Consider the following 21,361-nt stretch of genomic DNA (forward strand, 5'->3'; position numbering starts at 1 on the left):
CAAATCCACATTCACAATTACACATTTTATCACAACCTGAAGTGATACCAAATAATTCAGGTGGAAAGGAGAACTGGTATATTAAATTTATTACTCATTATATGAGTAACTTAAATATACCAGGAGTAATATGAAAAAAGAGGATTATACGATTTTTGAATATCGCATGCAGAAAGAAATAAAATATGCAGATATGATGTATCATGAAAAATTGAATGGTGTGTTTGAAAAGGTCTGTGTCAGAACAAAAACAGCAGGATATGTGGATATGTCTATATATCGCCCTCTGAAGTGGGATGGCGAGCAGGTTTTAAAACCGGTATTTAATTTCCATGGCGGAGGCAACGTTTTGGGATTCTATGAGCAGGATGGGAAATACTGCCGTTTATTGGCAGATGCAACCGGCTGTGCAATCTTCAATGTAGATTATCCTGTCGCTCCGGAATTCAAATATCCAAAGCCTTTATATTCCAGCTATGAAGCAATCGCTGAAATATTAAAGCACTGCGATGAATATCGTATTGATAAAGAGCATGTGATTGTGATGGGACATAGCGCAGGAGGATATATTTCAGCTTGCTTAACCCTGCTTGACAGAGACAGAAAGGAAATCGGAATCAAGGGAGCTATTTTAGATTATCCGCCATTGCGCCAAGAGCTGCATGCAGATTTCAGAAGGGTTGCAGATTCTTCAAAAGCGATATCCGAAAATAGAATGCTGCAGTATATACACTGGTATTATAACAGCCTTGACGAGCTGGATGATGAACTGGCTTCCCCCTTACTTGCCGACTTACACGATTTGCCGAAAACCCTGATTTTGAGTGCTGAATATGATTCTTTGAAGCAGGAAGAAAAGGCGTATGCTGATAAAATGCAGAAGGCTGGCGGTGACGTGACGTATGTTGAATTTGCAAATTGCCGTCATGGATTTACACACGAATGGTTCGATGAATATATGCCTGAGGAATCCGCAAATGCATGGAATCTGATGGCAGAATTTATCAAAGGAAGTATGTAGAAGCATGATGCAAAAGCAATTAAACTATCATTTGATGCCGCGAAAGGGATGGCTGAATGATCCCAACGGTTTGGTTTATTTCAAAGGGACTTATCACATTTTCTATCAGGCAGACGAAAACAGCATGGATGGAAGTGTCAATAAATCCTGGGGGCATTATTCAACGAAGGATTTTCAAACGTATACACGCCACGCTCTGGCTATATGCGCAGATTCCAAATATGATAGGGATGGTGCTTATTCAGGAAGTGCCGTGATCAAGGATGACATACTGTATGTATTCTATACCGGCAATGTAAAATATGAAGGCGATTATGATTACATTCATGAAGGAAGAGAGCATAATGTGATGCGAATGGAAAGTCACGACGGCATAACATTTGAAAATAAGAAATGTTTGTTACGCAACACTGACTTTCCGCAGGATTGTACAAAGCATGTCAGAGATCCAAAGCTGTTTATGAAGGCTGGACGCTACCATTTGATTCTAGGCGCAAGATTAAAAAATGATACGAGCTGTGTATTGGAGTATGTGAGCGATGATTTAGAATCATGGACATATTTCAGTCGTTATGTACCGGTAAAGGATATGGGTTTCATGATCGAATGTCCCGATTATCTTCAATTTCAGGAAGATGCATTCCTTCTATGCAGTCCGCAGGGATTAGCGAAACGCGTCGATAACAAGCAGAACGTATATGATACCGGCTATTATAAAGTGCGTCAGCAGGATTTGATTGATTATGAAGCCCTTGATTATGGATTTGATTTCTACGCCCCTCAAACGTTTTACAATGAAGAGCGCAACATCATGATCGCGTGGATAGGGATGCCGGATAATGCGTATGTGGATCGTTTTGATACATGGAATCAGACCTTGACGATGCCGCGTTCACTTTCATTTGATAAGCGTATCCTGCAAAAGCCGATTCAGGAAATACTGGATTTAAGAACAGATAAACAGATACATACACATGATTTTGTAATTCCTAAGTCCTGTAATATTGAATGCGATGTCAATTCTGATTTTTCTTTACAGCTGAATGCGATCACAATGACATATAAGCAGCATACATTCACACTGGATTTGTCTGCATGTAATTGTCGAAGACAGCAAAGATGCATCCACGGTATAGAGCTTCATCATATATCCATTTTCGTTGATGAATCGGTATTAGAAATTTTCATAAATGAAGGCGCGTATACAATGACCGCAAGATTTTATGACGATGAGCAAGCTCTACACGTAGCAAGCAGGGAAATAAAGCATTATGTAACATACAACATGAGAGGATTTCAGATATTATGAAAAAATTAGTAGCGATTGGAGAAGCATTGATTGATATGATTCCCGGCAATACAGGAAGGATCCTGGATGTAGAAAGCTTTGCCCCAAAGGTGGGAGGAGCTCCTTTGAATGTATGCGGAGCCTATACAGCATTAGGAGGAGAAAGCAGTATAATCACCATGCTTGGCAAGGATGCATTTGGTGAAAAAATCATCAAGGAAATGCAGCGCTTTCACATCCATACCGATTATATCAAGCAAACGAGTGCCGCTAACACCTCGTTAGCCTTTGTTGCTTTAGATGAACAGGCAAATCGGGAATTTTCATTTTATCGGAATATGGGTGCGGATATGCTCCTATCAGAGAACGATATTGAGGAAGCCTGGTTTGAGGATTGTTATGGACTGCATTTTTGTTCGGTTTCCCTGGGTGACTTTCCCATGAAAAAAGCTCATGATCGTGCAATAGAGCTCGCCAAAAAGAAAAAATTACTTATATCCTTTGATCCGAATGTCCGCCTCCCTTTATTCGAGGATCATGAATATTTAAGAAAAACAATTCATGCATACATTCGCCATGCGGATATATTAAAAATCAGTGATGAGGAAGTCTCCTTTCTATTCGGAAGCGATGCTATAGAGGAGCATTTAGCGTATATATTTGCGTGCGGTGTAAAGCTGCTGATTTACACTGCCGGAAAGGATGGAGCAAGCGCCTATACGAGGTACCATACAGCGTATTCTGCCGGTATCGAAGCAAAGGCTGTCGATACTACCGGTGCAGGAGATGGTTTTATCGGATGTTTCTTGTATCAGTTATCAAAAGATGAAATCAGCGCTTCGGATCTGGAGGGATTGCGTGAGCAGCAATTAAAAAGCTATTTGGATATGTGTAACAAATTTTGCAGTATTTCTGTAACAAAAGAAGGGGCTATTGCCAGTTATCCCTCAATGTGAACAGTGAAAGCTACGCCACGCGTAAGATAACCTGTTTTTTGAATAAGCTTGCCTGTATGTGAAATAATTTGATGCTTTATGAGAAAAGCCTCTAAGGAATAGAAGCCTGATGAGGTGAATTTGTATCCAAACAGGACATTAGCTTGTACTAAAATTTCACAGTATGAAAAAATTGCCTTGTGCGAAATACAAAACAGTGCCTTACAGGCAGTGACGAATTCTTCAGGCAACAACGACAGCTTACCATATACAGATATGTTCCTGAAAGAAACACATATAGGAGTAAATGAAAATCATCCTTTCCTAGGGGATGATTTTTTTGCGTATTGATTCGCTGCTTCATTTCTGTTCAGTTGCCTTGTAATCGCTCCAAGCTTCTTTCGGATATACAAATCCGCCTCTTCTATACGGATATGCGCACCGAAGGCTATTTCCTCCAACAGCTGTTGTTGGGCCTGTTCAAAGATGGCATGATCCGTATACGAAACATGCTTTCCATGACGTGCTTTTTCCTCCTGCAGGGTATAGATCGTTTTCATGACCCGAACAAGAGCAACACAGTCACCGCAGCGAAGGGCATTGCGGAATTCCTCCTCCCGCTTCTTTTTATCCGTAATCCAATTCGTTTCAATCGCCGGCATCGTCATAATCAAACGATCGATATCCCTTCTATTCAGTGCCTTTCGCAGTCTCGGATTATCTATTGGTGTTTCGATTCTGGTTTTCATCTGCTGGACCCCATGCAGAACATAGCAGTCCTTCACCGTACCGTTGTTCAGTGTCTTTCGCTTAACACCGACAATTTGAAACAGGCCGTAGGAGCCGTAGCGAACATACTCATGCATTTCAAACATGCCATCACCTCCGAATAATAAAAAACGCACATTCCCGACAACTGGATTTACATCACCGGGAACACACGTTGCTATGCTTTTATTTTATCATAAATCTCAAATCCTCGTAAGTGATTTTTTACCGCGCATGCACTGCGGTTCGGTTCCTTCCCTTACGCTTCGCTTCATACATCGCCATATCCGCACGCGTGAATAGCTTTTGATAGGTATCCGCAAAGCAGCCGTAAGCGACGCCGATACTCAGCGTCAGCTGATAGTCATGCAGGGTGATTTTCCGTGCCTCTGCATGCATACGCTGTGCAATCTCCTGCGCATGTACAGCCTGTTCCTCATCAAGAAACAGCAGGAATTCATCTCCGCCAATCCGCGCGGTAAAGACATCTTTGCCGATTGCTTCCAGAATTCTGGTCATTGACAGCAGCATCTCATTCCCCTGCAGATGTCCGAAGCTGTCGTTTACCGTCTTGAAATTATCAATATCGATAATAAGCAACGCACAGGACGTCTGCGTTTTCAATGCCTGACTGATATGCTCCTGCGCACTTTTCTGATTATACAGATGCGTCAATGCATCCCGCTTGCTCATATCGATGAGCGAATCCATTTTCAGCTTTTCTTCTGTTATGTCCTTCCAGATACCGATACAGCGAATGATCTCATCCTCTTCCCGAATATAGCTGCATTGCACCTGTATCCATTTCCATTCCGTCTTATGACGCAAGCGGATATCGATGCTTTCCGCATGCAGGTCCCCCAGCATATACGCCTTCAGCGTACCGATATCATCCAGATGAACGTTTTCCCCCTCCTCCAGCGTTTCAAAATAGGAATCGATATGCACCTTTTCCACCGGATTTTTTCTATCGTAATCTCTGCGTTCATATTTTACCAGAGCATCCTGTCGGATATCATATTCAAACATGACATCCGTAATATTCTCAAGCGCAATACGATAGCGCTCCCGCTCTACCTGCCGCTCGATTTCCACCTGCTTCATTGCTGTTATGTCTGTGAGAATGCTATTGATCTTTGTTTCCCCATCCGCATCCACGCTTTTTCTTCCGGTATCCAGCATCCACACCAGCGTACCGTCTTTTTTTCGTATCCGATATTCCGCAGAATAGCTTGGCCCCTTCGCAAAGCATGCGGCACAGGCCTGCAGCGCTGCCTCCAAATCCGGGGGATATACCGCACCGACCGCAGTACCGCCGCTCATTTCCATAAATTCATCATAGGTATAGCCAAGAAATTTGCACAATCCCTCACTCACATAATAATAGGAGAATTGCGCATCATCATTGCTTCCTTTTAAACCGCCGTTGATATTGGAGCTGATCATATCGATCACTTCCGTTTTCTCACGCAGAAGCTCCTGCATATAATCATAGGTCAGCTTTCCGACAGTTGTCGGAAAAAATTCATCACTGTCCTGCATTTCCTGATAAATATTCGAGGTATGCAGGTGCTTGACCATCCAGCGTCCGTTATGCTTTTCAAACAGAAAGCTGCAGCGCTGCCGTGCTTCCACAATCATGCAGTCTTCCCCTCTGGTACGAACGGTAAACCGTCCCATCACGCCTGCGTGCTGTTCGCTTTCATCATCCAGATAAAAGACCGTATCCTCCAGCAGACAGGAGGGCACCTCGCGGCTGCCACTGTAAAAATAATCGGATATCGCCTGCTTTCCACGGAAAAACTCATGCTCACAGGGACCGATCCAGCTGACTTCCTCCAGAAACTGATCCAATACATATGCAATATCTCGTTCCGCATAAAATGCCCGGATAATCGACTCTGCGATTGCTATTGGCTCTGATGGCTGCTTCTGCATACTCTCACATCCTTTTATCCATATGAATTCAGTATAACACGGTTTTCCTTTTTGTCTACTGAAACAAAAGGCTCTTTGATTGTCTTATGATTTTCATATGACAGAATGGAAGCAAAAGACGTCTTCGCTTCCATTAAATCCGTTTGAACAACCGCTTATCCAGATTTTGTACAATAGAAGCAGAGGTCTGTATAAAGCTGCGCTTTCAATAAAAAAGGTCATGCATAAAATCATCAGTTTCCATTTACCAGCATGGCTCTGTTCGCCATATTCGATATACAGCTTCGTCCCGCATCCCTTGCTTAGGACAGTGCCCGATTCAGGATAAGAGCTCTGTAGCCTATATCCCCACAGCGCCCTTACGCATGGATATTCGCCTGAAACACTTTTTATCTACTTCACACATCGTTATCCGGATGCTGCAGCACTTTTTTGTCAGGTAGGAACGCATAGCCTGTTAGAAACGGATAAGCAGGCGTACAGGTAGCATGTTACAGCTGTGACAGCAAGGGGACCTCATCAGTATTTCTCCGCTATCGCATACGACAGATGGCATAAAGAAAGTGAAATCCAGCATTTCCATACTTTCGTACCAGTGTGTTTTCTGGTACAATAGCAGAAGAAACAGGAGGGATCTCATGAAGATACTTGATTCTGAAATTCAGCGTTTTTTCAATACCAAAAACTGGAAGATCGCATTGCGTTACTATGATCAGGATGTTGTGGATGAAATCGTGATTAGGGAAAGCGTTGCGGGCTGTGTATATGAGATACAGGCATCAGTTATGGTTTACGGATATGAGAATCACTGCAATATCCTTCTGAACAATAAGGGAGAAATTCTGGATTTCAGCTGCAACTGTCCGTATTGTGAACAACAGGAGCTCGCCTGCGGACATATCGGTGTCGTTCTGCTGGTTGTCTATGACCTAGAGCCGGAGTCCTTCCCGTTCACCTACAATCCGATGCATCAAAGAGAGGATGCCTTTCGTCGGTATCTGGAACAGCAGATGCTGGAGCGCTCGCGTTCCTTTATCGACCGCTATGCCCGAAAGGATCTGGCCAGATTTCAGGCAAACACCCTGCTTGACAAGGTACAGCTGCATGCCCATGTCGCCTATACGCATGAACTTACGCTGGACTATAAGGTCGGTGTTCAAAGGAAATATGTCGTTCGCAGTATCACCGGCTTCCTTGATGCCATAGACCGGCAGCTGGAGGTCGATTACGGGCGCCAGCTGAAATTCACGCATCACATGCAGGCATTCGATGAAGCTGCACAGGCACAAATTCTCTTTTTAAAGCAGTATATCAAGGAACATGAAACCCAGTATTCCTATGGCTACGGCTCCAGCCGCAAGCAGATTACAATCGATCAGAAATCCATGGATGACTTCTATGAGCTTTACAGCAACGATGCCCCGGAGTGTATCGATTTACAGTTTGCGGATGAGGACCGGCAGGAAATCGGATTGCGTATCGATATGCAGGAGGACTTTTTCATCATTACCACCCTGCTGTCCCTCGATCAGCTTCTGCGTGGTGAGAAACGCTGGTATTATATGGAAAACGCTACGTTGCAGCGCTTTTCTGCGGAGCTGAGTGAACAGCTGCACGATATGCTGGAGGAGCTGTGTGAGGATCGCCAGATTCTGATACATAAGGATGATATGATCCGCTTCTGTACCTATGTCATACCGGCAATACGCGAGTATGTGCATTTTGAAGGTATATCGCTGGATACCTTTATGCCGTATCCCATGGAGATTGACTGCTACGTCGATTTGGAGGATAACGGTGATATCTCTATCCGCCTGCTCTATCATTATGAGGACAGCCCCTCTCAGAATGCCTTTGCCCCGCATGCCGACTCCTCCTTGGAGCTGGATCATATCCGCCAGTACATCGAAACCTATGCAACACGTCTGGACCCGGATTCCCACATCGCCTATATCGACGAGCATGCCGCATATGCGCAGACGTTTGTCAAACAGGGGCTGGAATATTTGAACCAGATGTGCAATGTATATATCAGCGATGCACTGAAGCAAATGGAAACACCGAAGAAGGTCCATATGAATGTCGGTGTCCGAATGAAAAATCGGTTATTGGAGCTGGATGTCACCAGTGTGGATATACCTAGGGATGAATTGTACAGTGTTTTGCGCTCCTATCGCAAGAAGAAAAAATATCACCGTCTCAAAAACGGTGATCTCATTTACTTGCAATCCGAGGGGCTGCAGGAAACAGATGACCTGCTGCAGCTGCTGCACCTGACACCGCAGGATTTAAAAAATCAAACCATGCAGGTGGATACCTTCCATGCCTTTCAGCTGGATGATTTTGCAGAGCACAGCAATCATGTCGAGGTCATGCGGGGAACTGCCTTTCATACGATGATGGAACAGCTGCGCAGTGTGGAAACCGGAATCTATCCATTGGATCCGCATTATGATGCCATTTTGCGTGATTACCAGAAAACCGGTTACCAGTGGCTGAAAACGATGAGTGCCTATGGATTTGGCGGCATCCTCGCAGATGATATGGGGCTGGGAAAAACGCTGCAGGTGATTTCCTGGCTGGAAAGCATGCATCAAACCCATGATCTGCCCTGCTCCATCGTTATCTGTCCGGCCTCCCTGATTTATAACTGGAAGGATGAGATTCAGAAATTCGCCATGGATCTGCGTGCTCTTTGCATTCAGGGAACCAATACGCAGCGCCTGCAAAAAATCAGCGAGCTGCACAGCTATGATGTCCTGATCACCAGCTACGATTATCTGCGCAGAGATTATGAGCGCTATGACGGTCATACCTTTACCGCGATTCTGCTGGATGAAGCACAGTATATCAAAAACCATACAACCAAAAATGCGATTGCAGTGAAACAGCTGAAGGGCTCCTATCGGTTTGCATTAACCGGGACACCGATTGAAAATTCCCTTTCCGAGCTGTGGAGTATTTTCGATTTCCTGATGCCGGGCTATCTGTACAATTATCATCGCTTCCGTGAGCTGTTCGAGCGTGAAATTATCAAAAACGGAAATGAGAAGGCACAGGTCCAGCTGAAACACATGGTGGAGCCGTTTATTCTGCGGCGAATCAAGAAGGATGTTCTGCAGGATCTTCCGGATAAGATGGAGCAGGTATATTTTCAGGAATTCAATGCAGAGGAAAAGAAAATCTATTATGCCAATCTGGTATCCATCAATCAGGATTTACAAAAGAAGATGCAGATGGAGGAGGTTGATAAGTTTCAGGTGCTGGCAATGATGACCAGACTTCGTGAAATCTGTTGTGATGCACGCTTGCTATATGAAAATGTCACACTGCCCTCTACCAAGCTTCGCGGCTGTATGGATCTGCTGCTAACCGCGCGCAACAGCGGTCGTCGGGTATTGCTGTTTTCCAGCTTCACCTCCATGCTGGAGCTGATCGAGGAACAGCTGCGTACAGAAAATATACGGTATCTGAAGCTGACAGGGGAAACCAAAAAGGAGCTGCGGCATGCCTATGTGGAAAAATTTCAGAATGGAGAAGCTGACGTCTTCCTGATTTCGTTAAAGGCTGGCGGTACCGGCTTAAACCTGACCAATGCGGAAATCGTCATTCATTATGACCCCTGGTGGAACCTTTCCGCGCAGAATCAGGCAACCGATCGTGCCTATCGCATCGGTCAGACGAAGGATGTTCAGGTATATAAGCTGATTATGAAGGATACCATCGAAGAAAAAATCATGAAGCTGCAGGAGCGAAAGCATATCCTGAGTGACACCTTTATCAGCAGCAGTGAAACAAGCATCACCAGCATGAGCAAGGACGAAATCATGGATTTGTTTACAATGGAGCCCTTTGTACAGGAAGCGGATTTTGACGAAGGCTCCACCGAATAATCTCCCCCCTTATTGCGGTTTCAGGACTGCACCCCTATACATATAGAAAATCAGACGACTGTGAAAGCAGCCGTTTTTCTTTGTAGCATACGGCTTGTAAGGCACGTGTCATAGATAAGTTAATGCCGATTGAGCAAAGCGTCTCTATCCGATGCTGCAAGCCGAAAAACACATGATCTTTTCTTTGCTACTGCACCATCAATCCTATCCTGCAGGAACTACAGTCAGCGGTATTCATAAATGCTCTGATTTGAGCAACCGCTTCTTTTCGCTCCTTCATACCCCGGCAGATACTTGCCGTATTTTATCCGCTTTTATGGAGGATAAATAAAAAGCTGTATAGATGAAGTATACAAGTGTATATCATCCATACAGCATTGACTGTATATATAGAAAGCTTATGCGTGCTTCAGGAATGCCTTATAGCCCTTTGTCGCTTCCCAGATATCAATTTTGCTGGCAATTTCCCATGGCGCGTGCATATTGTGCAGTGCAATACCGCTGTCAATAACCTCCATGTTATACTGTGCCAGAATATAGGCGATTGTTCCGCCGCCGCCCTGGTCAACCTTACCAAGCTCTGCTGTCTGGAAGGTTACATTTTCTGAATCCATGATGTTTCTCAGCTCTGCCATATATTCCGCATTGGCATCATTGCAGCCACCCTTACCGCGGGAGCCTGTATATTTATTGAATACCAGACCATGTCCCATGAAGGCAGAGTTTTTCTCTTCATTCACAGCTGCATAATTCGGATCAAACGCAGCGGAAACATCACTGCTCAGCATCTTGGAATTTTTCAGTGCTCGACGCACATTCAGCTCACTGTACTCACCAAGGCGATCCATTACCTCAGCTACGGTGTTTTCAAAGAAGCGGGAATGCTGACCGGTTGCACCAATGCTTCCAACCTCTTCCTTATCAACCAGCAATGTCACAGCCGTACGCTTAACGGATTCTGTTTCCAGCTGTGCCATCATAGAGGTATATGCACAGATGCGATCATCATGCCCGTATCCGGCAACCATACTGCGATCCAACCCGTAGTCTCTTGCCTTTCCGGCAGGTACGACCTCGATTTCCGCAGATACGAAATCATCCTCTTCAAAATCATATTTTTCCTTCAGCAGCTTCAGAATATTCGCCTTAACAGCATCCTTTTCCTCGCCAGCCAGCGGCATGCTTCCGATCGTCACATTCAGGTCTTCCCCCTCGATGACATTGCTTGCCTTTTTGCTCATCTGATCCGCAGACAGATGTACCAGCAAATCACTGATTCCTACGATTGGATCATTATCATCCTCACCGATATTCAGCTCAATCACCGTTTTGTCCTTCTTCACAACTACACCATGCAGCGCCAGTGGCAGGGTAACCCACTGATACTTTTTGATACCGCCGTAATAATGCGTATCCAGCATCGCGAATTCCTTATCCTCATACAAAGGATTCTGTTTGATATCCAGACGCGGAGAATCCACGTGTGCTCCCAAAATATTGCATCCGGCAGCCATCGGCTCCTCACCGATCAGAAACAGGGCAATTCCCTTGCCCATATTGTTGGCATACACCTTGTCACCGCTTTTCAGCGTTTCTTTGTTTTTGATGATATCCTCCAGATTACGATATCCATAGGTTTCCGCAATACGGATACTTTCGCTTACGCATTCACGCTCTGTCTTGCAGTCGGAAATATATTTTTTGTATCCTTCACAATAATCGAATACTTCCTTTAATCCTGCTTCATCATACTTTTTCCAAGCATTTTCTCTCATAGTCTACCTCCGTTGTTCACTGTCTTCTATTATAATTCGTATCCAGGATAAAGACAACTCCTGTGCCATTGTTTTTCCTTATCTTTCCAAAAGCGCTCTGGAAAGCTTCAAAATTGACTCCTGCTTCAGGGAATTGTATATGCGAAGCTCACCTTCAGCTGAAGAAGGCTTTCTACATTCACCACGTTCCAGCAACAACTCCTGCACATGTCTTGCCGTACCTACATTGCCGTCTACAAGTGCGATGTGGTCTCCGATCAGATGCCGAAGCTGACTGCGGTAGAACACAAAATGTGTACAGCCCAGTACAATGCTGTCCATGCGTTCCATATCGTAGGGCTCGAGGTATTCACGAAGTGCACAGTCTACTGCCTGCGCATCATCCAGTCTGCCTGCCTCGACGAGCTCCACCAGCTTCGGACATGGCTGTCGGTAAATGGTATTATCCTCATCAAAGCGGGACATCAGCTGTTCAAATTTCTGTTCCTTTAGTGTAAACTGCGTTGCGAGTACAAGAACATGCTGCTGATGTCTGCCATCTACAGCAGGCTTTAATGCCGGCTCCATTCCAACAATCGGAAGGTCGGGATACAGGGTGCGAAGCTCCTTCACACAGGCACTGGTTGCCGTATTGCAGGCGATGACAACTGCCTTTACACCCTGACTGATAAAAAACGCACAGATGTTGCGACAACGCTTTGTTATTTCCTCTTTTGTTTTTACTCCATAGGGTGCATAGCTGGAATCACCGAAATAGAGATAATCCTCCTGCGGCATGAAAGAGCGCAGTTCCTTCAACACGCTGATTCCTCCCAGACCTGAGTCAAAGACACCAATCGCCTTGTCTATGCTGGACATATGTATCAACCTCCAAAATCATATACAATAGATATTATACCCTTTTTTTGGAAAGCTTGCATCTGTTTTAAAGAAAATCAGACACGTTTGCAAAGGAGCTGGGATGGATGACAGATACACGGATGCAGCAAGGTACATAGCAGGCAGTCACTGCTGCCATTCGCTATGGCAGAAGGCGTATACTGGATACACCTTTCCTCCATACTTCCTGCTTCATCCAATCAGCAATTCGATCCATGAGGTTATACACCTATACAAAGTATACAGAAAAGCACTGGTCAATCGGATGGCTGCATATGCTTTTCATTACAAAGCATGCAGAGGGGCATCAATCAAAAGCATAACTGCATACAGACCACACCTTATAGGCAGCCGTTTGCGTACAGAATCAAATGCTGCCGAAAAAGAGAGCACGGTAATTCCTTTATAGATGCATCATTTACGAACACCAAAAACCCCGTATAACGAGGTACCGTCATCCTCCGGTATCCGTTACACAGGGCAAAGCGGATGTTGCAATCAAGAACGCCTGTAAGCATATGCTTTCTTAATGATTTATCCTATTGCATCTTCAGCAAGGTCATGCAGAAAGAAAATATACCTTTACCATGAACAAACTGCAACGTCGTTACGCAGTGATTCTCTCTGTTAGGCAGTGCTGTATATCCTCTAGCATAAGATCACTCTGCAGGCGGTTTTCCTTCAGTATTTCATCAACATCGTAACGGTCAATGAATGCCTTCTGCAAGCCATAATTCAATACCTTTATATCACTGTTTCCATAAAAGCGGGCAATTTTCTCACCAAAGCCGCCATCGAGGATACCATCCTCCAGCGTTACGACAACCGAATGCTTTTGCTTCAATTTCTCCAGCAGCTCACGATCCACTCCTGTGATAAAACGCGGATTGATCAAGGTAGCGTTGACTCCCTCCCGCTGCAATGCATCGGCGAGCTGTTTCCCTTTTTCATAGAAAGAGCCAAGCGCCAAAATTGCGACAGTATCCCCATCCTGTGTCACCTGATAGGAATTCAGCTGATCATAGCTTGCGGCAATCGGCATATCATTTCCGGATGTGACAGCAATACCGGGAACACGCACCGCTACCGGGTATTGCTTCTGATGCAAGCCCCAAGCCAGCATCGCTTCATATTCTTCCTTGCAGGTTGGAGCCAGATAAACCAGATTCGGAATATTGGACAGCATAGCGATATCGAAAATCCCCAGATGTGTGACATCGTTCATACCATACACACTTGCAGCAAATATGAGCAGCAGAGCCGGATTGTTATTGATGCATAAATCCTGAGACAGCTGATCATAAGTTCTCTGAAGAAAGCTGCTATATACGCCATATACCGGTTTTCCCCGATTAGCTGCGATTCCGGATGCCAGTGCCACAGCATGCTCTTCTGCAATTCCAACATCTACAAACTGCTTACCTGCCTGTTTTCTTCGTTCCTCATGAAATCCAAATACGGCAGGGGTGCCGGATGTAATAGCAACAACTGAAGGATCCCTCTGCATTTCCTTTAACAGGAAACGTGCGGTCAAATCTCCATAGTCCTCCCCCTGTTCCGTGTATAGGGGAGTGCCATCCTCCAAATGAAACGGCATATTCCAATGCCAGTCCTCCTTGTGTTGCTCTGCCAGCGCATATCCCTTCCCCTTCTGTGTACAGATATGGACAACGACAGGCTGCGCAGAATCCTTTACCTGTAAAAATGCAGAGATCAGCTGTTCCAGATCATTGCCATCCTCAACGAATACATACGCAAGCCCCATCGCCTTGAACAGATTGCAGGAGGCTGTTCCACGAGTTTCCCGCAGCAGCTTCAGATTTTCATACAGTCCGCCATGATTTTCCGCGATAGACATAGCATTGTCATTTACCAAAATAATCAGATTACCCTGAAGCTCATGTGCAAAATTCAGTCCCTCCAAGGCCTCTCCTCCACTCAGTGAGCCATCACCGATTACCGCAATCACATTATATTGTTCCTTGTGCAGATCACGTGCCTTCGCAAGACCTGCTGCCAGAGATACAGAGGTAGAGGTATGGCCGATGGTGAAGAAATCATGTTCACTTTCCTGCGGATTTGTATAACCACTCACCTCGTCATAATACTCCTCCTGTAAAAATGCCCGACTTCTTCCTGTCAACAGCTTATGGCAATAGCTCTGATGCGATACATCAAATACCATTTTATCCATCGGGGAGTCAAATACATAGTGCAAAGCAATCGTTGCTTCCACCATTCCCAGATTCGGGCCGATGTGACCGCCATGACGGCTCAGCTTCTGCAGCAGTGCCGTGCGCATTTCATTTGCCAGCACCTGCAATTCTTCCTTTCGCAGATTTTTCACGTCCTGCGGACCTTTTATGTTTTCCAGATACATACGTAATTCCTCACTTTCCGTTGAGCGCTTATCCTTTTATATTAAGCTGCTCGTGTCACTTGCTTCAAGCAGCTGTACACACTGCTTCAAGAACATGGGGATTGTATCATCTGGAGCGAACTCCAAGTCAATACACTTTTATATATTTTTTTTTATTATAATCTACAGAGCTATATCCGCTTTCTATGCTTATGAATAGTGACTGTAGCAGCGCTGACTTTTTCACGTGTTTGCAGCCCTTTTAACATCAAAACCGCCTTCTCCTCCCTCTTATGCCAGATAACCGGAATATAGCTTGTGTAAAGATATATGAATCGGTATAATGGACATATGAGGTGAGCATAAATGCTACAAATGACAAAACGACAGAAAAAACTGGTTGCATGCCTGCACAATCATCCCAGTGAATTTCGCAGAGCAGACGATTTAGCAAAAGATCTGCAGCTGTCACAGCGTACCATTCGCAATGAAATACGGCAGATCAACGAGCTGTTCGATGAACCGCTCATACTCTCCTGGAAGGGAAAAGGCTATCAGTTAAATCCAAATAATCAGCTTCCTGACGACGTGATGAACGTAGAGTCCGATAGTGGCAGCCGAAAGTTTCATATTCTGAAGCAGCTGCTTTCCTGCGATCAGGTGAATTACTATGAACTGGCAGATGCATACTACATCAGCGAATCAACGCTTGATAAAACCCTGCAGGAATTGAATCACATTATACATACACGATACGAAAACATCAGCATCCAGCGAATCAACAATCAGGTACAGATTGACTGTGATGAGAAACAGAGAAGACTTGTATATTCCTGCTTCCTCGTTCATGAGATTCAGGAATATGATTTCGATATCCGCAATTACACAGGCTTCTTCAGCTCCTGCAATATTTTAGAATTAAAAAGCTATATCGTAAGCTTTAATCGAAAACACCATCTGGGCATGCGAGATTTTGAGATTTTTTCATTTATTCTTCATATCGCCGTTATGATGGAACGCATTGCGAAGGGCTGGGATATCACCAACCCCAAAGAACAAGCAGAAGAGAAATCCCGAAAGCTGGCTGAAGAATTTTACAAAGGCTTATATGAACAGCAGCGCATCATTCTGTCCGCCTCTGAATTAAATTATCTAGCCCTGCTGTTTTCAGGAAAAATATCTCGTATCACATCAGAAAAGGTTCAGGATTACGAACAATTTATTGAGGACATCATAAACGAGATCAAGCAGATTTATGATATCGACCTGTCCCAAAATGAATCTTTCCGTGACAGCCTGCTCGTTCACCTGCTGGGGCTTGATGCGCGTATAAAAACCAATTCCTTTTTAAGCAATCCTCTTATTCAGGATACAAAACAGCATTTTCCACTTTTATACGATATGAGTGTTTATGTAGCATCCCGTATACAGCAAAAATTTGATTGTGCGCTGATTGAGGATGAAATAGGTTATCTGACCCTGCATCTCATGAATGCGGTAGAAAAAATCCAGCAGAAGCTGACCAGAAAAATCATCTTGATCACCTCTTTGGGCAGAGCACAAAATCAATATTTGATATCGAGGCTGACAAATGCTACCAGCCATTTTCTTATTGAGGTCATCCGTTGCGTATCCATCTTTGAAACAGCTCAGATTAATGAGCTTACAGCAGACCTGATCGTTTCAACCATGCCTATGAAGCTGCATACGGATATCCCGATATACACCTGCAGTAATTTCTTACATGATGCGGAAATCAAACAGATTCTCATGCTGCTATCAAAGGATGAGCATCCCTCCAAGCGGTTGCAGCAGCTTAAACAGTTTTTTGATGAACGGCTCTTTTTCACAGAAATGGACTTCACCAGCGATCGAGATGCAATTCGTTTTCTATGCGATGGACTCATGGAAGCAGGCTGCTGTGATGAAACGTTCTATGATAAAGTCATAGAACGAGAACGCATCGCCCCCACAGCATATGGCAACCTGTTCGCAATTCCTCATCCTATTGAGAAATGTGCATTTCGCAATGCTATCGCCGTATGTTCACTGAAACACCCTATTTTATGGCAGAATAAGAAGGTGCGTATCATTTTTCTATTCTCCTTATGTCCCGGGCATAATCGTGATTTCGAGGATATTTTTGAACAGCTGGTAAGTCTTCTCAATGATGTCAGCAATGTCAAGCTGCTGCTGCGTCAGACCACATTGTCTGGCTTTCTGGATACCTTCAGCTCCCTTTAGCTACCCGTTGTATAATAGTGAATCGTATAGCCTTCCTCCAGATAACAGATGGAACTGCTGTGCAAATGCTTCCGCAGCCATGGTACCATAGCCTTGCATCCTGCTATCTCACAACCTGCGTGATTTACAACAATCATCGGAATATGCTGATCGATTGCATATTGTGCTGCATCATAATTGTTGATGCCGTCGTCACTAACGATGACAGCATCCGGATAAAATTCCAGAAGCTCATAAAGATTCGTTGCGGCGCCACATCCGATGGCAATACGATGAATCTTTTTTTGTGGATTCCCAAACATATAAACACCCAGCTCGCCATCCTGCCGTAAAGCTTCAGCGACATGGTGTGCCAGTGCCTCCGCAGTCATTTCAGGTATGGATGCTGCCTGATAGTAAGAGGATACAAACCGCTCTTCAAATGTGAATCCAAGCCGGAAAGCCCACTGATCTGCAACACCGTATTCCTTTATACAGTCCCACACATCATGACAGCGGTATACGCTGATCCCATGCTCCTTCAATATCCTTTTCTTTTCTTCTGCCGCTTTTAATGCAGCTGTATGCATCTGCGTAGAGCATTGATAAAACGGATTTTCATGCGTTATGATGAAATTGACCCTCTGCTTCACTGCCTCCAATATCGCGCCTTTACTCGCCACCCAGCATATTCCGATGCCTCTTACTTCCTGCTGATCATCTCCAAACAGCAGATGATCTCTTGTTTTCACATTGCGGCGCACCCAGGTGCCCTGCTGTTCCAGCAGTGCTGTAACTTCATGTATCTTCATTGCAATAGCCTCCTCTTCACAAGTATTAGATATCGAAAAAACACATCAGCGATGTGCTTTTCACGTTGTTTTATTCTTCTGTTTCCTCCATAGCCTCCAAACGGACACACTGTTTTTCATGTGCCTTGAAGAACGGATAATACATGACAATGTCAAGAATAATCAGAGCAATAATCAGGAACAGTGCACGAATATCCATCGTTGACAGAAATGCTCCCGGAAGGGATGGCATCTGCCAGGAAAGCATGGCAAACGTTCTACCTATGATGTTATATTTCATCAATGTAAAAGCTATGACTGCATTCACTGTTGATGTCATCAGAAATGGTATGAGATAAAACGGATTCAGCATAATCGGCACACCGAAGATAATCGGTTCACCAATACCGAAGAAGGATGGGAGTATGCCAATACGCCCCACTGTTTTCAGCTGTTTTGATTTTGAGCGAACAAGCAGAATCGCTAATGCTAATAGAGAACCGCAGCCTCCGATAATGACGAAATATACCCAGAATGGTGTTGTAAATACATGTGGCAGAGCTTCTCCGGCAGCTTTCGCCGCTGCGTTGATTGACAGATTTCCATCACGGATCGGTCCCAATACACCAGCTAAGGCCGCATCATGGATACCGAAAAACCAGAAGAAGTGTACCAGCAGGGTCATAATCACTGTAAATAGGAGACTGTCCGCTGCCTGGAAGGATGGTGCCATCGCCCCGTATATAAACCCCGGAAAGGTTGTGTTAAACGCATGGAATACAGCATACACTGCCACATAGCATGAAATGATGATAAAGCCTGGTACCAGTGATGCAAATGTTTCAGATAATGATGCCGGTACACTTGGCGGTAAGGTTATCCTTCCCCAATTATGGGAACGCATGAAATGATATGCTTCTACTGTGAAAATCGCGATGATGATTGCCGGCAACAGACCGCGCCCATCCATATAGGAAATCTCCGCAATTTTTCCATCCCAGCCTAATTGCTGCGGTGTCAGTACGAGCATTAGAAAACCACAGACAGAAAGCATGGTAGGCATCAATACATCGTGCTTAAAATGCTTCGTCAGAAAATAGGTAATACCGATGCATACATAAACCGCCATTCCCCCCAAAGTTAATGCGTTGATCCATGACAGCAACGTAGCATTATCCTGTGCAAAGGATGCCCATGCCAGAAGAAAGCCGTTTGTTGTCTCCTCGCTAACCGGTGCTGCACCGATGACGGCAGCCACCCCACCCATCAGTGTAATCGGCATTAAAGAAATGAATGCATCACGTATTGCTTTTAAATGCCTTTGTGAACTTAATTTATTAGCCAGCGGCAGAATATGTTTTTCTATCTTCTCGTTAAATGTAGCGAAACTCATAACTGTTCTCCTCCTTCTATGACATCAGTCTTTCAGTATTTTTTTGATTTCTTTATATACACCCTTGCCATCCATCATACCGTAATGCTGTGGTGCAATGGCTTTAACCGGTATTGCTACCTGTGCTTCAATTGTCGGAATCTGATGACGAATCTGCGGACCCACCAGAATCAGATCTACGCCATCCACATAATCGATGAATTCTGCCTCCCCGTAGGCATGAACCTCCATCGTACCTGCACTCGCCTCCTGAATACGTTTTGCCAGCATTCCTGTTGACATTCCCGCATTGCATACCAGCATAATCTTTTTCATAATTTTCCTCCCTGTCTCAGCGCTTTTGCTGCTCAATCATATTTTTAAACCAGGTATAGCTCTTCTTTGGTTTCCGCTGCAACCCGTTTTCAAAATCTACGGCAACGAGGCCATACCGCTTTTCACAACCATTCTTCCAGGAATACAAATCAAAGGAGCTCCATGCGAAATATCCACGTACATCAACACCAGCCTCCATAGCCTCATGCATTGCCTGCAAATGATCCTTCATAAAGGATATCCGATAATCATCCTGCACTTCATTCACGGTAACATCCTCATACATTCCGATTCCGTTTTCTGTAATATAAACAGGTAGATTGTATTTCGCCTTTACCTCAAGCAATCCATCCTTTAAACCCTTCGGATAGATTTCGGTATCCCATTCCGTATAGGTACTGGCAGGATCATGCATAACCTGTTCAAACCAGCCTTTGACAATCACTTTACTGCTTCCCTTTCCCTGCTTTCCGCTATTGTTCACAACAAAGGTGGTTTCTCCTTCTGTATACGGCTTGACCAGTGTACGCGAGTAATAATTCAATCCCAGGAAATCAACGGTGTACTCTTTGATAATCTGCAGCTGTGCGGGCTGTATCATCGAAAGATCATACGTTTTAGACAGCTCACTAAGCAAATCAATCGGAATTTCTCCTTTGGCGGCAGTATCCAGAATCCAGTTGTTGCAATAATTATCTGCATAGCGCATAGCAATCCTTGTATTTATCGTGTCATCAACCCCATTCACTGGTGTAAAGCTGTGCACAATACCGATCGTTCCGGGATATTTTCCCTGACGGAATGCACGAACACCAAGTGCACTAGCATACATAACATGATAAGCTGCATGGATCATCGCCTGTGGATCCTGTCTGCATGGCGGATAATTGCCAATTAAATAACCGCTTGCTATAAACCATTTCGGCTCATTGAACGTAACCCAATGATTTACCTTCTCATGAAAGTTGTCAAAGCATACTCTGGCATAGGTTTCAAAGGCCTCACAAACCTCTTCATTCTGCCAGCCTCCGCAATCCTCCCAATACTGTGGAAGATCCCAATGGTACAGTGTTACGAATGGTTCAATTCCATATGTATGGCATGCATCCAGCAGTCGATGATAAAAAGCAATCCCCTTTTCGTTTATCTCACCTGCTTTATTTTTAATGATTCTAGGCCATGATAACGAAAACCGATATGCATTTTGTCCGCCCTCTTTCATCATACGGATATCCTCTTCAAACCGATGATAGTGATCACTTGCAATATCTCCATTTTCCAGCCCTTCTTCATGCAGATAATGATCCCACATAGATTCCGCTTTATCATCCAGATTCCATGCCCCCTCACATTGGTAGGAGGCACTTGCTCCGCCCCATAAGAAATTATTGCTCATATTTTTCCATCCTCTCATATAACTCGATCAGCTCTCCACTCATCTCCACAGCGATGGAGGATGAAGTGATGTGATCTTCTGCGTGAATCAGTAAAAGGTTCATATCAAGCTCTCCTTCCTGATTGGCCATGATGCGCAGCAGCTTCGCATGAAGCTTCTGTGCCTCCACCATTTCTTCTTTTGCTATGCTCAGCTTTTTTTCACCTTCCTTAAATGCGTTGCTTTTTACAAGCTGTAATGCTTCATAAGCTGTGCTGCGTGCATTCCCGCTGTGTAGTATCAGCTGAAAAGAATATTGCTCGGTATCAATCATCATAATCTCACTCCTTCTTTAACTGCCTTTATTTTACACCTCTCTTCCATTCACGAAAAATTTACATTTGCCGC

The 21,361-nt window shown here is 44.5% G+C and carries 15 protein-coding genes; 5 read left to right on the top strand and 10 right to left on the bottom strand.

Going from position 1 to position 21,361, the window contains the following annotated elements:
• Positions 1–130: 130 nt before the first annotated feature.
• The 3 genes from NE665_RS08645 to NE665_RS08655 are packed head-to-tail and all read left to right on the top strand — an operon-like array spanning position 131 to position 3,265.
• The gene (locus NE665_RS08645) at positions 131–1,021 is read left to right on the top strand and encodes an alpha/beta hydrolase (protein WP_117442048.1); all 891 of its coding nucleotides are present in this window, start codon (positions 131–133) and stop codon (positions 1,019–1,021) included.
• 4 nt (positions 1,022–1,025) lie between these two features.
• A complete protein-coding gene (locus NE665_RS08650) occupies positions 1,026–2,330 on the top strand; it encodes a glycoside hydrolase family 32 protein (protein ID WP_117442049.1) in 1,305 nt (434 codons plus the stop codon).
• On the top strand, positions 2,327–3,265 hold the full coding sequence (locus NE665_RS08655) for a carbohydrate kinase (protein WP_117442050.1): 939 nt from the start codon (positions 2,327–2,329) through the stop codon (positions 3,263–3,265). The genes NE665_RS08650 and NE665_RS08655 overlap by 4 nt, the downstream gene beginning before the upstream one ends.
• A gap of 293 nt (positions 3,266–3,558) precedes the next feature.
• Here the strand turns inward: NE665_RS08655 and NE665_RS08660 are convergent, their stop codons facing one another.
• On the bottom strand, positions 3,559–4,119 hold the full coding sequence (locus NE665_RS08660) for a CarD family transcriptional regulator (protein ID WP_117442051.1): 561 nt from the start codon (positions 4,117–4,119) through the stop codon (positions 3,559–3,561).
• Positions 4,120–4,237: 118 nt separating this feature from the next.
• Positions 4,238–5,950, bottom strand: coding sequence for a diguanylate cyclase (locus NE665_RS08665; RefSeq protein WP_117442052.1), 1,713 nt, complete (start codon positions 5,948–5,950; stop codon positions 4,238–4,240).
• Positions 5,951–6,588: 638 nt separating this feature from the next.
• On the opposite strand from NE665_RS08665, the gene NE665_RS08670 reads away from it, so the two are divergent.
• Positions 6,589–9,843, top strand: coding sequence for an SNF2-related protein (locus tag NE665_RS08670; RefSeq protein WP_117442053.1), 3,255 nt, complete (start codon positions 6,589–6,591; stop codon positions 9,841–9,843).
• Between the two features lie 398 nt (positions 9,844–10,241).
• Here NE665_RS08670 and NE665_RS08675 read toward each other — a convergent pair whose 3' ends face one another.
• The 3 genes from NE665_RS08675 to NE665_RS08685 all read right to left on the bottom strand — a co-directional run bounded on the left by NE665_RS08675 (position 10,242) and on the right by NE665_RS08685 (position 14,877).
• Positions 10,242–11,618 (bottom strand): aminopeptidase, encoded by a 1,377-nt coding sequence (locus NE665_RS08675; RefSeq protein ID WP_117442054.1) that lies wholly within the window; start codon positions 11,616–11,618, stop codon positions 10,242–10,244.
• A gap of 78 nt (positions 11,619–11,696) precedes the next feature.
• On the bottom strand, positions 11,697–12,476 hold the full coding sequence (gene murI, locus NE665_RS08680) for a glutamate racemase (RefSeq protein ID WP_117442055.1): 780 nt from the start codon (positions 12,474–12,476) through the stop codon (positions 11,697–11,699).
• 628 nt (positions 12,477–13,104) lie between these two features.
• On the bottom strand, positions 13,105–14,877 hold the full coding sequence (locus NE665_RS08685; protein ID WP_117442056.1) for a 1-deoxy-D-xylulose-5-phosphate synthase: 1,773 nt from the start codon (positions 14,875–14,877) through the stop codon (positions 13,105–13,107).
• Positions 14,878–15,222: 345 nt separating this feature from the next.
• On the opposite strand from NE665_RS08685, the gene NE665_RS08690 reads away from it, so the two are divergent.
• Positions 15,223–17,100: a PTS sugar transporter subunit IIA gene (locus NE665_RS08690; protein WP_117442057.1), complete on the top strand. Its 1,878-nt coding sequence runs from the start codon at positions 15,223–15,225 to the stop codon at positions 17,098–17,100.
• Here the strand turns inward: NE665_RS08690 and NE665_RS08695 are convergent.
• From NE665_RS08695 to NE665_RS08715, 5 genes are all read right to left on the bottom strand, one after another.
• Positions 17,097–17,891: a Nif3-like dinuclear metal center hexameric protein gene (locus NE665_RS08695; RefSeq protein WP_117442058.1), complete on the bottom strand. Its 795-nt coding sequence runs from the start codon at positions 17,889–17,891 to the stop codon at positions 17,097–17,099. The two genes, NE665_RS08690 and NE665_RS08695, sit on opposite strands and share 4 nt — an antisense overlap.
• A gap of 70 nt (positions 17,892–17,961) precedes the next feature.
• Complete coding sequence (locus NE665_RS08700; protein ID WP_117442059.1) at positions 17,962–19,263, bottom strand: PTS transporter subunit EIIC; 1,302 nt, start codon at positions 19,261–19,263, stop codon at positions 17,962–17,964.
• A 24-nt stretch (positions 19,264–19,287) separates the two neighbouring features.
• Positions 19,288–19,578, bottom strand: a complete 291-nt coding sequence (locus NE665_RS08705) for a PTS sugar transporter subunit IIB (protein ID WP_117442060.1) — start codon at positions 19,576–19,578, stop codon at positions 19,288–19,290.
• 16 nt (positions 19,579–19,594) lie between these two features.
• Entirely contained in the window at positions 19,595–20,974 is a 1,380-nt protein-coding gene (locus tag NE665_RS08710; RefSeq protein WP_117442061.1) for a glycoside hydrolase family 1 protein, read from the bottom strand.
• A complete protein-coding gene (locus NE665_RS08715; RefSeq protein ID WP_117442062.1) occupies positions 20,964–21,290 on the bottom strand; it encodes a PTS lactose/cellobiose transporter subunit IIA in 327 nt (108 codons plus the stop codon). Before NE665_RS08715 ends, NE665_RS08710 begins: the two co-directional genes overlap by 11 nt.
• Positions 21,291–21,361: the final 71 nt, after the last annotated feature.

The organism is Clostridium sp. DFI.1.208 (genome assembly GCF_024463855.1).
GTDB lineage: Bacteria > Bacillota_I > Bacilli_A > Erysipelotrichales > Erysipelotrichaceae > Clostridium_AQ.

Bases quoted from the DNA above. Each gene is read 5' to 3' on its own strand.
- NE665_RS08670 (WP_117442053.1), top strand. From the start codon at position 6,589: ATGAAGATACTTGATTCTGAAATTCAGCGTTTTTTCAATACCAAAAAC.
- NE665_RS08645 (WP_117442048.1), top strand. From the start codon at position 131: ATGAAAAAAGAGGATTATACGATTTTTGAATATCGCATGCAGAAAGAA.
- NE665_RS08690 (WP_117442057.1), top strand. From the start codon at position 15,223: ATGCTACAAATGACAAAACGACAGAAAAAACTGGTTGCATGCCTGCAC.
- NE665_RS08675 (WP_117442054.1), bottom strand. From the start codon at position 11,618: ATGAGAGAAAATGCTTGGAAAAAGTATGATGAAGCAGGATTAAAGGAA.
- NE665_RS08715 (WP_117442062.1), bottom strand. From the start codon at position 21,290: ATGATGATTGATACCGAGCAATATTCTTTTCAGCTGATACTACACAGC.
- NE665_RS08695 (WP_117442058.1), bottom strand. From the start codon at position 17,891: ATGAAGATACATGAAGTTACAGCACTGCTGGAACAGCAGGGCACCTGG.
- NE665_RS08650 (WP_117442049.1), top strand. From the start codon at position 1,026: ATGATGCAAAAGCAATTAAACTATCATTTGATGCCGCGAAAGGGATGG.
- NE665_RS08660 (WP_117442051.1), bottom strand. From the start codon at position 4,119: ATGTTTGAAATGCATGAGTATGTTCGCTACGGCTCCTACGGCCTGTTT.
- NE665_RS08700 (WP_117442059.1), bottom strand. From the start codon at position 19,263: ATGAGTTTCGCTACATTTAACGAGAAGATAGAAAAACATATTCTGCCG.
- NE665_RS08710 (WP_117442061.1), bottom strand. From the start codon at position 20,974: ATGAGCAATAATTTCTTATGGGGCGGAGCAAGTGCCTCCTACCAATGT.
- NE665_RS08705 (WP_117442060.1), bottom strand. From the start codon at position 19,578: ATGAAAAAGATTATGCTGGTATGCAATGCGGGAATGTCAACAGGAATG.
- NE665_RS08665 (WP_117442052.1), bottom strand. From the start codon at position 5,950: ATGCAGAAGCAGCCATCAGAGCCAATAGCAATCGCAGAGTCGATTATC.
- NE665_RS08655 (WP_117442050.1), top strand. From the start codon at position 2,327: ATGAAAAAATTAGTAGCGATTGGAGAAGCATTGATTGATATGATTCCC.
- murI (WP_117442055.1), bottom strand. From the start codon at position 12,476: ATGTCCAGCATAGACAAGGCGATTGGTGTCTTTGACTCAGGTCTGGGA.
- NE665_RS08685 (WP_117442056.1), bottom strand. From the start codon at position 14,877: ATGTATCTGGAAAACATAAAAGGTCCGCAGGACGTGAAAAATCTGCGA.